Source organism: Corynebacterium riegelii, assembly GCF_016728505.1.
GTDB classification, from domain to species: Bacteria; Actinomycetota; Actinomycetes; order Mycobacteriales; family Mycobacteriaceae; genus Corynebacterium; species Corynebacterium riegelii.
In genome coordinates, this window is record NZ_CP068159.1 from 958,859 (window position 1) to 972,764 (window position 13,906).

The 13,906-nt window shown below is 61.3% G+C and carries 14 protein-coding genes; 6 read left to right on the forward strand and 8 right to left on the reverse strand.

Annotated features, from left to right (window positions below):
- Positions 1-27: 27 nt before the first annotated feature.
- Positions 28-687, reverse strand: a complete 660-nt coding sequence (locus tag I6I71_RS04385; RefSeq protein WP_201822562.1) for a hypothetical protein — start codon at positions 685-687, stop codon at positions 28-30.
- Positions 688-1,074: 387 nt separating this feature from the next.
- Between I6I71_RS04385 and I6I71_RS04390 the strand changes: the two genes are divergently transcribed.
- Positions 1,075-1,293, forward strand: coding sequence for a hypothetical protein (locus I6I71_RS04390; RefSeq protein ID WP_052205457.1), 219 nt, complete (start codon positions 1,075-1,077; stop codon positions 1,291-1,293).
- Positions 1,294-1,420: 127 nt separating this feature from the next.
- Here the strand turns inward: I6I71_RS04390 and I6I71_RS04395 are convergent, their stop codons facing one another.
- The 7 genes from I6I71_RS04395 to I6I71_RS04425 all read right to left on the reverse strand — a co-directional run bounded on the left by I6I71_RS04395 (position 1,421) and on the right by I6I71_RS04425 (position 7,708).
- A complete protein-coding gene (locus tag I6I71_RS04395; RefSeq protein ID WP_201822565.1) occupies positions 1,421-2,071 on the reverse strand; it encodes a copper chaperone PCu(A)C in 651 nt (216 codons plus the stop codon).
- Positions 2,072-2,193: 122 nt separating this feature from the next.
- Positions 2,194-3,447 carry an ATP-binding protein gene (locus I6I71_RS04400; protein WP_101733791.1) on the reverse strand — a complete coding sequence of 418 codons (1,254 nt, stop codon included), beginning with the start codon at positions 3,445-3,447 and terminating at the stop codon, positions 2,194-2,196.
- Between the two features lie 97 nt (positions 3,448-3,544).
- Positions 3,545-4,693 (reverse strand): o-succinylbenzoate--CoA ligase, encoded by a 1,149-nt coding sequence (menE, locus tag I6I71_RS04405; RefSeq protein ID WP_236587394.1) that lies wholly within the window; start codon positions 4,691-4,693, stop codon positions 3,545-3,547.
- A gap of 247 nt (positions 4,694-4,940) precedes the next feature.
- Complete coding sequence (locus tag I6I71_RS04410) at positions 4,941-5,951, reverse strand: hypothetical protein (RefSeq protein WP_201822568.1); 1,011 nt, start codon at positions 5,949-5,951, stop codon at positions 4,941-4,943.
- 58 nt (positions 5,952-6,009) lie between these two features.
- Positions 6,010-6,954 (reverse strand): 1,4-dihydroxy-2-naphthoyl-CoA synthase, encoded by a 945-nt coding sequence (locus tag I6I71_RS04415; RefSeq protein WP_201822570.1) that lies wholly within the window; start codon positions 6,952-6,954, stop codon positions 6,010-6,012.
- 25 nt (positions 6,955-6,979) lie between these two features.
- On the reverse strand, positions 6,980-7,336 hold the full coding sequence (locus I6I71_RS04420; RefSeq protein WP_052205443.1) for a DUF202 domain-containing protein: 357 nt from the start codon (positions 7,334-7,336) through the stop codon (positions 6,980-6,982).
- Positions 7,337-7,708: a YidH family protein gene (locus tag I6I71_RS04425; RefSeq protein WP_201822572.1), complete on the reverse strand. Its 372-nt coding sequence runs from the start codon at positions 7,706-7,708 to the stop codon at positions 7,337-7,339. It lies immediately after the preceding gene.
- A gap of 25 nt (positions 7,709-7,733) precedes the next feature.
- On the opposite strand from I6I71_RS04425, the gene I6I71_RS04430 reads away from it, so the two are divergent.
- From I6I71_RS04430 to I6I71_RS04450, 5 genes are all read left to right on the forward strand, one after another.
- Positions 7,734-8,741: an o-succinylbenzoate synthase gene (locus I6I71_RS04430; protein WP_201822574.1), complete on the forward strand. Its 1,008-nt coding sequence runs from the start codon at positions 7,734-7,736 to the stop codon at positions 8,739-8,741.
- Between the two features lie 110 nt (positions 8,742-8,851).
- Positions 8,852-10,432 (forward strand): SLC13 family permease, encoded by a 1,581-nt coding sequence (locus tag I6I71_RS04435; RefSeq protein ID WP_201822583.1) that lies wholly within the window; start codon positions 8,852-8,854, stop codon positions 10,430-10,432.
- Positions 10,433-10,465: 33 nt separating this feature from the next.
- Positions 10,466-10,957 (forward strand): hypothetical protein, encoded by a 492-nt coding sequence (locus I6I71_RS04440; RefSeq protein ID WP_201822585.1) that lies wholly within the window; start codon positions 10,466-10,468, stop codon positions 10,955-10,957.
- Positions 10,958-10,959: 2 nt separating this feature from the next.
- Positions 10,960-12,576 (forward strand): 2-succinyl-5-enolpyruvyl-6-hydroxy-3-cyclohexene-1-carboxylic-acid synthase, encoded by a 1,617-nt coding sequence (menD, locus tag I6I71_RS04445; protein WP_201822587.1) that lies wholly within the window; start codon positions 10,960-10,962, stop codon positions 12,574-12,576.
- An 83-nt stretch (positions 12,577-12,659) separates the two neighbouring features.
- Positions 12,660-13,859 (forward strand): glycosyltransferase family 4 protein, encoded by a 1,200-nt coding sequence (locus tag I6I71_RS04450; RefSeq protein WP_201822589.1) that lies wholly within the window; start codon positions 12,660-12,662, stop codon positions 13,857-13,859.
- Positions 13,860-13,906: the final 47 nt, after the last annotated feature.

Below are 13,906 nucleotides of genomic sequence, written 5' to 3' on the forward strand. Positions count from 1 at the left end.
GGGGAGCAGTTCATTCGGTTCAGAGCCTCATTGGGGATTTTCGACTTTATAGCCAGACTCTTTCAGCAAATCCGCAGCACGAGTCAAATTGCTACGGATAATGTTGTCTACCTCTGACTCGTAGAAGTGCTTCCGATGTAAAACGACAGACTCTTTCCATCCTTTTTCGGACGCAGCTCCGAACTCACATATCAACAATTCGATGACATCGGCTAGATGGAGCCGGAATTGAGAACCGCCCATAGGAAAGTGGATATCCTGCTGCTGCGCGGCAGTGTCGTATTTTCCCGCTCGGGCGAGCAACAAGCCGAGCGGGACTGAATCAGCATGGAATTGGAAGTGTGAATTTGGCTTGTTCCGAGCTTGCGACTCGTATTCGAAGCGTACGACGGGAACTGGTTTCTTAAGTGCGCGGAACTCGATCTTGAACGTACTTTTCTCTATCTCAAGCTGCCCTAACTGTTCGTCCAGACGCATCAAGTACTCGTAACGGAGGACGAGACGGTCGCTGCCCGAATGGGCGATTGTTACGGGATGTGTTCCTTCTACGAAAGCCCGCTCTCCGTCAGCAAGAATTTCCGCATCGATTGGGGAGGAGCCTGACAGCGTTGTCTCCAGCAGGTGGACGGTCTGAAACATAAACGCTTGAACCGCACGCTCAAGGCTCTGAGAAGTGCGCGATGTCACGCTACTCCGTACCGCAGCCACATGCAGGCGTCGTATCTATCTAAAAGACGCTCTTCTTCGTACTCAATCGCGCCAGCATCTCGCAAGCGACGGAGATGTTCAACGGAGAGAGGAGCCATCTGTTCTTTCAAACTGGCAAGTTCTTGATCTAGATCCTCCGCAGTCCGGCGGATCGGGGCTGCAACTTCTCTCATGGCACCTCCATTCTCGATTCCTTTTCGTAAGAGTATAAGGGCAAGGAAGCGTGGGATGAAGTGTACGAACACAGTCAGATCCTGCTCTTAAATAACCTTGCATCACGTCCGACATGGGTACGCATGGCGGTAGAGCTGGCAAAGCTAGGATGGTGCGCAGAATCGTCGATGTTTCGCTGAGGAGTGAGACCCCATGCGTTTTACCTACAAAGAAAATACGACGCTTGAAGGCCTCGTTTTGGAGAGGCCGCCGCATCTTGGTGAGATCCTTGCCGCCCAGTTTGCGATTGAGGACATTGAACTGGGCCTGCGGCCAGGCGAGCGCGTCACCCCGTTTCTGCGGTGGGTCGCTGATTATGGATCACCAGGCTTCAAAGTAGAACCCGTGGTGATTCAAAACCCCGAAGGGTAATCCACCGCGCTGGGGAAGCGGGGGGAGCGAAAGAGACTGTTGGCCTAATGGTAAAGAAAACCCCGTAAGGGTGCTGGTGGAGCGTCCTTACGGGGTGCGCGTGGTGGCGTCGATAAGCGAAAAAGCCCTAGTGCTTGTGCTCGCTGTGGTCCATGCCGCCGTGCTCGCCGTGGCCCAGGTCGCCGTAGTCCTCATCGCCCGGCAGCATGGTGCGAACGGCAACGTCCTTGACCTCTGCGGTGGTGCCGTCGGACAGCAACAGGGTCACATCGACGGTCTCACCGGCGGCGATCTCCGGTTCGTAGCCCATGATCATCAGGTGCTCGCCGCCCGGCTTCAGCTCAACCTGGCCGCCAGCCGGAATGGTGATGCCGCCCGGCTTCTCCTGCATGACGCCGTTGACTACCTCGTGGATCTCGTACATCGCGTCACCCAGGGACGTGGTGAAACCAGTCAGGGTGACATCCTCACCGCGGTGGTTCTCCAGCACACCGAAGATGGCGGTCATGGCAGAGCCGCCCTCAGCGTCAGCGGCAGCCTTCGCGCGCACAGTGCCGTCATGCAGCTGGACCTCACCCTCGCCCATCTTCTCTTCCTTCTCAGCAGCGCTTGTGCTTGCCGACGCCTCCGTGGTCTCCGAAGTCGCAGCCGCGGTGGCTGCCGAAGATTCAGCAGCAGTGGTAGCCGCCGCACCCGTGTCAGCGTTGTCGCTGGAGCATGCGGTCAGGGACAGAGCGATCGTTGCGGCGGTAACGATTGCAAGTGCAGGGCGCTTCATAAAAACAGCTTCCTCCGTAGTTTCAGACCCGGATGGCTTCCGGGTGGTTGTTAATTAGTCGGATGGCGGCGCGGGGGAGTTCCCGGGCGGAAACTTTGGCTACCCCCGACGGTGGGGGGGGGCTAGGCGCCGAGGACAGCGAGCGGGATGACATGCACACCACTTGGCAGCGTGTATGCGTATTCGGTTCCTGTGATGATGGCGAGATAGGAGGGGGATCCGACTTTTTCGGTGTCGACGCGTTCGTCGCGAAGCTTCAGCAAATTCTCCTCTGCTTGGGGGATCTGTCGGGCCCCAAGCTTGACTTCACATGCGCCCCACTTGCCGTCCTCGGGGTATTCAACAATGGCGTCAATCTCTAGCCCAGTGTTGTCACGGTAGTGATACACCTGGCCGAATTCTGCCGACGCCAAGGCGCGAAGGTCACGCACCACCATGGACTCAAAAACCTGTCCGAAATACTCAGGGTCATTTGCCAGCCTTTCCGTGCCGATGCCCAGCGCGGCACAGGCAAGGCTTGGATCTGCAAGATGCAACTTTGCTGAAGTGCGTAGGCGAGATTTGGAACGCAATGCCACACTCCACGCAGGTAGCTCGTCCAAGATGAATACACGGGCCAGGGCGGCGAGATATTCGGAAACGGTTTTTGGGTCCACAGAAGAATCGGGGCCTGAAATGTCTGCCGCCAGTGTGCGAAGTGTTGCCTCTCCTGCGATATTGCGAGCAATCGATTCAAGCAGGCGCTGAACCTTCAGCGCATCATGCCGCACACCATTGCCCTGGGGGATATCCACCGCGTAAGTGTTTTCAAGGTACGAGCGGTTGAACATAACAGCCTGACGTGCGCTTGCCCCTAGCAGCCCAGGCCAGCCACCACGAACAGCTTCTTCCGCAAGGTCGTTGTAGCTCAGTTTTGATATCGCACTTACCTTGCTTTGTGGTCCAAGCGAAGCCAGCGAAACGGCACCTGAAGACGCTCCACTTTCAACGAGGCTCATCGGCCTCATGCGGATTCTTCCAAACCGGCCGGCACCGGAATGCCTCGTTGTATCTTCGGAGGGAGTTGCTGAACCGGAAAGGATAAACTGGCCACGCTGACGGCGATCATCAATTTCATGCCGGATCGCATTCCACAGTGACGGTGCCAATTGCCACTCATCGACCAGACGGGGTGTCGGTCCATTCAAAATTGCGGCAGGGTTCAGGTCCGCTAACTGGGGTAGTTCAGGTGAACTGTCAAGGCGCACAGAGCTCTTCGATTGCTCAAGTGCGGTAGATGTTTTTCCGCAGCCTCGTGGTCCCTCAATTAGAACTCCGCCCATAACAGCAAGAAGTTCTTGTAATTGCTGGTCAGCAACCCTTGGATGGTAGGACATGCCAACACTATACCCGTTTTTGCAACGGTTTTGGACCCGCTTCTGCAACGGTTCTATACCCGTTTTTGCAACGGTTTTGGACCCGCTTTTGCAATTTCTAGAACATCTCACGCACGGCTGGGCGGTCCACCTTGCCGGGGCCCAACAGTGGCAGTGCCGGCACAGGTTTGAGGTCCTTCGGGATCTGCCAGCGGGGAAGTCGGCCGGTGGCGCTGAGCTCGTCGAGGTGGTCCAGGATGTCCGCCACGCTGGCGGAACCCGTATAGGCGGCGCAGATGCGCTGGCCAAGCCGGTAGTCATCAGTACCGACAACGCACGCGCCGGTTACTCCCGGGATTGCTAGCAGGACGCGTTCAAGCACCTCTGGGTGGAGCTTCAGCCCGCCGGAATCGATCACGTTGTCAATGCGGCCGTGGATGCTCAACACGCCGTTTTCCAACGTGCCCGCATCAGAGGTGCGGAACCAACCGTCCTGCAGGTCGGAGGCGGCATCCGGTGACGCCCCTCGGTAGCCACACGACACCATCGGCCCGCCAAGGCACACGCGTCCGTCCTCCACGCGAACGCGCGCGCCGGGGAGGGGGCGCCCGTCGTAAACACAGCCGCCGGAGGTCTCGCTTGAGCCATAGGTGGTGACCACGTTGATGCGCAGCTTGCGCGCAGATTTGAGAAGTTGTGGGTTGGTGGCGGCGCCGCCGATGAGGACGGCGTTGAAGCGTCGTAAAGCATCAATGCCCTGCAAAGTGGAAGTGGCCTTGGCCAGCTGCATCGGGGTCAGCGCGGTGTAGGTGCGCTCGCCGGTGTCGGCCAGCTCGTGGGTGCGAGCGGCGAACTCGGAGATGCTGAAACCGCCGGTCAGATCGATCGCGGCCGGCGTGACACCTGCGACCATGCTGCGCACCAACACCTGGATGCCCGCGATGTAGGCGGCCGGCATGGCAAGCAGCCACTGACCTTCGCCGCCCAGGGCCTGGTGGGTGGCATCCGCGCTGGAAATGAGGTTGGCGGCGGTGAGCATCGCACCCTTCGGAGTGCCCGTGGAGCCGGAGGTGGCGACGACCAGGGCGATGTCATCCTCAATCGGCTGGCCCACGCCCTGCGTGTTGCGCAGCAGGTTCGTGCGCGTCTGGTCCTCGGCCGGAGTGGGCAACAGGGTGCGCTGGCCGGTCAGCGCCTCTTCGAGCGCCGGCATGAGCGTCAGTGGATTTGCCGGGTCAACAGGGAAAAGCTCAAGGATGTGCGTCACGTGGGATAAGGGTAGTTGGGCGTGCTTGGTGGTGTGGGGTTGGCGGGCGAATGGGGATTCCAATACCACCTTCACTCCCACCCAGGAAGGTCGTCCTGCGACAACTCCTCCGGTTCTTCGAGGTCCTCGGCCCAACCGTGCGGGAAGCCTGCCGTAATGCCGTTCACTATGTCCATGGCGGACACAGAACCCGATGGGGAAGCACTGTTGTGCATCTTCTTCTCCTCTCGCATTGGGAGCCCACCCACTACCTAAACCCGCCGTCTGCGACGTAGCGGCCATCCGGCGCAACATAGCGCGCTTTATAGATGGCGGGGGCACCGGCTTGGAGCGACGCAGCGCTAAGAAGCAAGTGCCATGTGCCGCCGTCGTCGCAGGTGCCTTCGGTGATGTGCTCGATGAAGCCGGCTTGGCCTGCGTGGCCGGGTGGCGTCGGTTCGAGCGTGCCGCGGCAGCCCAGCTCCGGGTAGGTCACGTTGGGGTAGGCGATCTCCACGTTGAAGCTGTCGCCCCGCCAGTCGCGCTCGATGGAGTACTGGCGGAAAGAGCCGGCCAGCGGCTGCGCCAGCGGGTCGGTGTTAGCCAAGGTATCCAGCGTATTCAGCGCGCTTGGGTCGGTGGTGGGCAGCCAGCTGATCACATTGAATTCATCCAACGGGTTGCCAACAATGGTGTCCGTTGGCCCGCTGACCTGCTCCACGCGCCCGCCGCGCAGCTCATACTGCGTGATCGTCGCCGTGGTTTCGCCGAAGCGGTACTCCTCCAACCCCGGGTACATCCCGTTGGAAAACAGGAGGGTCCCATCGCCGTCTGCAAGCGTGCTCGCGGCCTGCTCCCCGGTTGCAAGGGCTATTGCTATTCGACGCTCACCGGTACCACCCTCACGCACCAACAACTCCGGTACGGCATCCCCATCCACGTCCAACAACGCGTATTGGAACGTGCCGTCATGCCCCGGCTGCGGCTCCGGGAAGAAGCGCGCCGGGTTAGCGATGGCATCTGCGTAAGTATCGCGCAGGCTTTGTTGCGGTGCTGGTGGTTGCGCAGGCGGTGCAGCGTCCTGCGTCGCCGTCACAGTCTCCCTCACGGTTTCAGTGGGTGCGGCCGAGTCCGCGATCTTGGTGGTCTCCGTGGCGGTGGCCGTTGCCTCCTGCGCGGGGTCCGCGGACTCCGACGTGCCGCATGAAGCGAGCGCCAGCACAGCAGCGGCGGCGCCGGCGGTGATGATCGTTCGGTTCAACATGCTGTGAGTCAACATGTGGTGAGGGTAGCGGCGGGGGCTGGGAGGACGCTGGGCGTCGATAAGCAAAAAGCTCCTAATAGTAGTAAGGGAACTCGTCCCAGTTCGGTGGGCGCTTCTGCAGGAAGGAGTCGCGGCCCTCCACGGCCTCATCGGTCATGTACGCCAGGCGAGTAGCCTCACCAGCGAACACCTGCTGGCCCATCAGACCGTCATCGACAAGGTTGAACGCGAACTTCAGCATGCGCTGGGCGGTGGGAGACTTCGTGTTGATCTCACGCGCAACCTGGATCGCCTCATTCTCCAGCTCAGCGTGGTCGGCGACGATGTTCACCGCGCCCATCCGCTGCATCTCCTCCGCGGAGTAGGTGCGGCCTAGGAAGAAAATCTCGCGCGCAAACTTCTGACCCACCATCTTGGCCAGGTAGGCGGAGCCGTAGCCGGCGTCGAAAGACCCGACGTCCGCGTCCGTCTGCTTGAAGCGGGCCTCTTCACGCGACGCGATGGTCAGGTCGCACACCACGTGCAGGGAGTGGCCGCCACCAGCCGCCCACCCGTTGACCACAGCGATGACCACCTTGGGCATCGTGCGAATCAGACGCTGCACCTCAAGAATGTGCAGGCGCCCGCCTTCAGCTTTGACGCGGGCCTCATCGACGGTGTCGGCTGTGTCGCCACCTGCGTACTGGTAGCCGCTGCGGCCACGAATGCGCTGGTCACCGCCGGAGCAAAACGCCCAACCGCCGTCCTTCTCGGACGGACCGTTGCCGGTGAGCAGGATCGTGCCCACGGACGGATCGCGGCGCGCATGATCCAGCGCGCGATACAGCTCATCCACCGTGTGCGGGCGAAACGCATTGCGCACCTCCGGGCGGTCAAACGCGATGCGGACAATGCCGTCTTTACGCTCCGTGCCCACGTGGCGGTGATACGTAATGTCCGTGAACGCTTCTTCGGTTGCCGGCTTCCACTGGGAGGCGTCGAAGGGGTTGGCGGTGGAGTACTGGGTGTTCTGGCTCATAGGGGTGATGGTACGTGGGCCGAACCTACCGCGTCAGCACCAGCACCACCGCGCCCAGGCCCAGCAACGTGACGGCGAAAACCATCACCATAACGCGTGCGATGTTGGGGGAGAGGGATTCGTTTTGGATTCCGTGGACGTCCCGCAGATAATCCGCACGGTTGGAGGACACCACGTAAATGGCGCACACCACCAGCACGGTGATCAAAGCGAAAATGGCAGGACCGTACGCATCCGCCCAGCGCAGCAGCGTCAAAGACACCACTAGCATCGCCATCGCGGTTCGCGCCCAAGACATAGAGGTGCGCTCCGGCTGCAGGCCCGGGTCCTCGTGTGCCTGCAGCGGCGCTTGCGAAGGAAGCAACCTGCCTGAACGCGGCATTTACACCGCCACCATCACAATGGTCACCGCCAGCGCCACAAACACGATGAAGGACAACACCGGGATAATCGCCGGCACGGGCAGAGGTCGGCCAGTGCGCATGGCCCGCTCCACGTGTACCCAGCGCACTGCGGCTCCGGCGGAGATGCACAGCCCGCCGAGGATCACCAGGACGGCGACGGCGGTTTGGTAGTCGGGGTGTAACCCGTCAATGTCGAAAGCGGCCAGCGCCACCCCGCCTGCCAAAAACGCCAGGGAGGTGCGCGTCCAGGCGAGGAAGGTGCGCTCGTTGGCAAGGGTGAAGCGCGGGTCGGGCTCGGTGCCGTCAGGAAACAGTCGCTGTGCCAGCCGGCTGCGTTCAGGTGCGCTCATGGTCACCCACGCTACGCTGGCGCGCATGGAACTGCCCGAAAACCCCCTCAACATCCAGGAAGTAATCCAGGAAATAATCCAAGAAATAAACGTTGATGACATCCTGCAGCGCTCCCACGTGGTGGCGTTGCCGATGCGGGTGAAGTTCCGCGGCATCACTACGCGCGAGGCGCTGCTGATTAACGGCCCGAAGGGGTGGGGCGAGTTCTCCCCGTTCACCGAGTACAAGCCGCAGGAAGCGAAGCACTGGCTGCGCGCCGGGCTGGAAGCTGCCTACCTGGGGCTGCCGGAAGCACACGGCGCGGTGCCAGTCAACGGCACGGTCCCGGCGGTTCAGCCGCAGGACGTCGAGGCTGTTCTTGAACGCTTTCCGGGCGTGCAGACTTTCAAGATCAAGGTCGCTGAATCCGGCCAGACGCTCCAGGACGACGTCATGCGCGTCAACCAGGTCCGCCGCCTGCGCCCGGAGGCCGCGATTCGTGTAGACGCCAACGGCGGCTGGAGTGTTGCCCAGGCGATCGAAGCAGAGCGCGCGCTTACTGAACGCGGCCCGCTCGAATATATTGAGCAGCCCTGCAAAACCGTCGAGGAGCTCGGCGCTGTCCAACACCAGGTGCATACACCCATCGCCGCGGATGAGTCGATTCGCCGCGCCGAGGACCCGGCGAGGGTGGTTGGGGTGGTTCCCGTGGGCGTGGTCAAGCAGGCGCCCCTGGGTGGTGTCCGAAGGACGCTGCAGCTAGCCAAGGAGCTGAACCTGCAGCTCACCGTTGCAAGCGCGCTGGATACGGCGGTAGGCATCGATGCCGGGCTGGTTGCGGCGAAGCTCACTGGCTCGCGCGCGGCCGGGCTGGCCACCCAGCGGTTGTTTGTGGAAGATGTTGCGCCGGAGCGGCAGCTTTTCGACGGCACGTTGCACCTCACCCGCACCACCCCCGACCCGGAACGTCTCCACGGGCTGCGCGCGCCGGGGGCGACTCGTGACTGGTGGTTCCAGCGTGTGAGGGAGTGCATTACCCACCTACGGGTGTAGAACTTGTCACACTTCGGTAGTTTTGGCGGGTTGGGCTACATGTGGCGTTAAAGTGCTATGCGGAAATTGTCATTCCCGTTTTTCGGTGACGTCAAAGAGAGGAACTCGAGATGTCTACTCCCGTAGTTCATGAATCCACCGCCTTGTCAGACGGTGACCGCGCCCCCGGCCCAGAGGCGGGCGAGTGGCGCCGCCAACTCATCGGATTGCTCACAGGCATTGTCCTGGCAATCTTGGTGTACATCTTCTTCCCGGCAGGAGCGGCTGACACCGTAGCCCAGTCCTCCGGCGCGAAGGAAGGCGTGGAGTACTCCGCGCAGGCCATGCGCGTTGTCGCCGCAACGACTGTCTTGATGGCAGCGTGGTGGATGACGGAGGCGATCCCGCTTGCCGCAACCGCCCTGGTGCCGATTGCGATCTTCCCGGTGATGGGCGTTGCGCCGTTTAAGAGCGTCTCTTCCCCGTACGCTTCCGCCACTATCTTCCTGTTCATGGGTGGCTTCCTGATGGCCCTTGGCCTGCAGCGTTGGAACCTGCACCGTCGCCTGGCGTTGGTCGTGGTGAAGTTGGTTGGTACCAGCCCGAAGCGCATCATCTTGGGCTTCATGCTGGCTACGGGCTTTATGTCCATGTGGGTGTCTAACACCGCAACCGCTGTGGTGATGCTGCCGATCGGTACCTCCGTGTTGGCATTGACCGCGGAGTCTGTGGGTGGCATGAAGAATCAGAAGCGTTTCGCCACCGCCCTGATGTTGGCAATTGCATATTCTGCGTCCATCGGTTCCCTGGGCACCCTGATTGGTACCCCGCCGAACGCCCTGCTGAAGGGTTACATGGAGGAAGCGCACGGCATCACCATCGGCTTCGGTGAGTGGATGCTTGTGGGTATGCCGGTTGCAATCGTGTTCACTTTTATTGCGTGGTGGATGCTCATCACCGTCTTCAAGCCTGAGGTTGACCAGATCCCGGGCGGTAAGGAACTGATTGACGCTGAGCTGAAGAAGCTTGGGTCGTGGACCTTCCCGCAGGTAGCCGTGGGTGTCATCTTCCTGCTTGCTGCGCTGACCTGGATTTTCATCCCGCTGGGCCGCAACCACTTCGGATGGGACTTCCCGTACGACGATGCAGTTGTGGGCATTATCGCCGGCCTGCTCATGTTCATTGTCCCGGCCAACAAGGACGGCAAGCGCATCTTGGACTGGAAGACCGCCAATGAGATGCCGTGGGACGTGCTGCTGCTCTTCGGTGGTGGCTTGAGCCTGTCCGCCATGTTCACCGCCACGGGCCTGTCCCTGTGGATTGGTGAGAAGGCCAAGGGCCTGTCGGTCTTGCCGGTGTTCCTGCTGTTGGCTGCGGTCGCGGCACTGGTGCTGTTCCTGACGGAGCTGACCTCCAACACGGCAACGGCTGCAACCTTCCTGCCAATCATGGGCGGTGTTGCAGTGGGTATTGGTTTGACCGAGTCCACCGAGATGAACGTCCTGATCCTGGCTATCCCGGTTGCGCTGGCCGCAACCTGTGCGTTCATGCTGCCGGTGGCAACCCCGCCGAACGCTATCGCGTACTCCTCGGGCCACGTCAAGATGGGCGAGATGATCAAGGGCGGTGTTGGGCTGAACCTGATCGGCCTGGTGCTGATCTCTCTGGCTACCTACTTCATCGCTGTGCCGGTGTTCGGTTTGGTGCTCTAACACTTACAGGCTTGGTGCGGTAACTTATGGCGCATGGATAACCAGACGCGCCAGTTCGGTGCGGGCGATTCGGGTGAACAATATCCGGGTCGCCCGCAGCAGTATTTTCCGGACCAGTCCAGCCAGTACGGGGGTGGCTACAACGAGCCGTATTACGGCGAGCCGGATTACGGCGTTTCAAGCTACAACACGCCGCAGAAGGGGACGAATACCGCGGCGTTGGCACTCGGTTTGCTTGCCGCGATCTTGGCGGTTGCGGCCGTAGTGCTGTTTTTCCTGTGGCGTGCTTCGGCACAGGAGGCGAACAAACCGCCGGTGACGGTGACGGAAACGTCCACGGCCACAACCACGGTGACCACTACGCGCAAACCCTTTGATTTCGGTTTCGGGGAGCGTGACAACGCGAATCCGGATGAGGAGCCGGCTCCGGTAGTACCCACTGAGGTGCTGCCTACGGATGTCCCGCTGCCGGACATCAATTTTGAAGAGCTGTTCAACAAGCTTGATGAGTTGTCGAGGGGGTAGGCGTGGAGTCTTTCGCTCTTGCCTCGGCGGTGGCTGAGGAGCTGGCAGAACATGTCACTGATGTGGTGATGAGTCCGGGTTCGCGCAACTCGCCGCTGGCGTACGCGTTGCTTTCTCGTGGGGATATCCAGGTGCATATGCGTATCGACGAACGCTCGGCCGCCTTCACAGCCTTAGGGCTCGCCCGCGTGCAGAAACGCCACGTTGGTGTGGTTATGACGTCTGGTACGGCGGTTGCGAACGCGCTTCCAGCGGTAGTCGAGGCGCACATGTCGCACACCCCGCTCGCGGTGATCAGCGCGGATCGCCCGGAACACCTGGTGGGCACTGGTGCGAGCCAAACTATCTGGCAGCAGGGCATCTTCGGCCGTTATGCACAAACGCAGCAGGTGCAGTTGCTGGAGCACGTCAGCGGGATCTCCTTTAGCGCCCCCCAAGTCCATATCAATGTGGCGTTGGATGTGCCGTTGGTGCCGGGGAACGTGGCGTCGGTAAGCAAGAAGCTCCGGAGGGTGGGGCCGGGCTCCCTGACTCAGGCGACAAGGTTTGTGGACCACGGCGTGGTGGATGTGGACCTGACGCGCGACACGCTGGTGATTGCTGGCGATGAGGCGTGGGAGGTGCCCGGGCTGGAGCACGTGCCGACGATTGCGGAGCCGACCGCGCCGACGCCGTTTCACCAGGTACACCCGCTGGCGGCGAGGTTTTTTGCGCAGTCGGAGGTGGCGATCTCTCATGACGGTGGTGATTTCGCGGCGTCCACCAAGCCGGAGCAGGTCATTGTGGTGGGCCACCCCACGCTGCACCGGGATGTGATGGCGCTGATGGCGGATCCGGCGATTGAGGTCATCGGGCTGTCGCGCAGTGAGATTTTCACGGGCAACCCGAGCGTGCGTGGTTCTTCCGTGCGTGTGACGGGCCAGCCGACGGACACGTGGCTGAAGATCTGCGAGGCTGCTGGTGACGTGGGCGCGGAGACCGTTCGCAGCGCGCTGGAGAGCGAAGCGTTTGGCTTTACCGGCCTGCACGTTGCCGCAGCGGTGTGCGACACCCTGGCGGTTGGGGACGCCTTTGTGTTGGGGGCGTCGAACCCGGTGCGTGATGCGTCCCTAGTCGGCATGCCCTTTGACGGTGTGGATACGTACGCGCCGCGTGGCGCTGCGGGTATTGATGGCACCTTGTCCCAAGCGGTCGGCGTTGCCCTGGCTACGCAGGCGCTGCGGCCGGATGAGATCCGCGCCCCGCGCACGGTTGCGTTGGTAGGGGATTTAACGTTCCTGCACGATGTGAACGGGCTGCTGATCGGCCCGGATGAGCCGCGGCCAGGCAACCTGACCATCGTGGTGGCCAATGACAATGGAGGCGGCATCTTTGAAACCCTGGAGGTAGGAGCGGATCACGTGCGCGAGTACTTCGAGCGCGCCTTTGGCACCCCGCATAACGCGGACATTGAGGCCATCGCCGAAGGCTATGGTGCTGATTACCGCCGTGCAGAAAATGTGGCGGAGCTGCAGCAGATCCTGGTTGACGTGGAAGCGCAGCCCGCGCCGATCACCATCGTGGAAGCCGTAACTACTCGTCACACGCGTCGCGCGCTGGCGCAGCGCTTAAACAAGTAGGTGTGTTGCTGGCCATGAGAATTCACGCGGACTTCACGTTGGGTTGCGCAAAAATTTCCTTAAGCGTGCAAGGGTGACTGAGTATGCGAGTGGGAATCGTTGCAGAATCGTTCTTGCCAAACATCAACGGCGTCACCAACTCCGTGCTGCGCGTACTTGAACACCTCAAAGCGGAAGGCCACGAGGCGATCGTGGTGGCCCCAGGTGCGCGCGACTTCCAGGAGGAGGTTCCGGACTACCTGGGTTTTGAGATTGTGCGCGTGCCCACGGTGCGTATCCCGTTGGTGGATTCGTTGCCGGTTGGCGTGCCCACTACCAACGTCACGGCGGCGTTGGCGGGGTTCAAACCTGATGTGATCCACTTGGCCAGCCCGTTTGTGCTTGGTGGTGCGGGCGCGTTTTCTGCATCCCAGCTGGGGATTCCAGCGGTGGCGCTGTATCAGACGGATGTTGCTGGCTTTGCCACGAAGTACCACGCGGCCATGGTTGCCTCCATTGCGTGGGAGTGGACGCGCACGGTGCACAACATGTGTGAGCTCACCCTTGCGCCGTCCTCTCAGGCGATCGCAGAGTTGGAACGGCACGGCATTGAGAACGTGCACCACTGGGGGCGCGGGGTGGACGCGGAGCTGTTTCACCCGCGGCGTCGTTCAGAGATGCTGCGCCGTAAGTGGGATCCGAGCGGCACGAAGCGCATTGTCGGGTTTGTTGGCCGTTTGGCTGCGGAGAAGTCCGTGCACCGCCTCGCGCCGCTTGCGGCAGACCCGTCGATTCAGCTGGTGATTGTTGGTGACGGCCCGGAGCGCGCCGCACTCGAAGCAGCGCTTCCCGGCGCGGTGTTCACGGGTGCTTTATCTGGCGAGCAGCTCGCGCGCGCCTACGCCAGCCTGGATCTTTTCGTGCACACCGGTGAGTTTGAAACGTTCTGCCAGGCCATCCAGGAGGCGCAGGCTTGCGGTGTGCCCACCATTGGCCCGAAGGCGGGTGGTCCGATCGACCTGATTGCTAACCACGTCAACGGCATGCTGCTAGACGTTGACACCTTTGAGCAGGACCTGCCGGAGGCCGCCGCCTGGATTCTTGATCCTGCCCGATTGGATGAGCTCAAAGCCAACGCGCGTGCCTCGGTTGCGGATAAAACTTGGGACGCGTTGTGTACGCAGCTAGTCGGTTACTACGACGAGGCGATCGCAGGCTATAACCGCACAGTAGTGAACATTTTTGGCCGCGAAGTACCGCTGCCAGGATGGGCGAAGATTCCGGGGAAAAGAAAACGGGCATAGGGGCCCCTTTTCGCGCCAGGTAAGGCTAAACTTACATGAGTAACCCT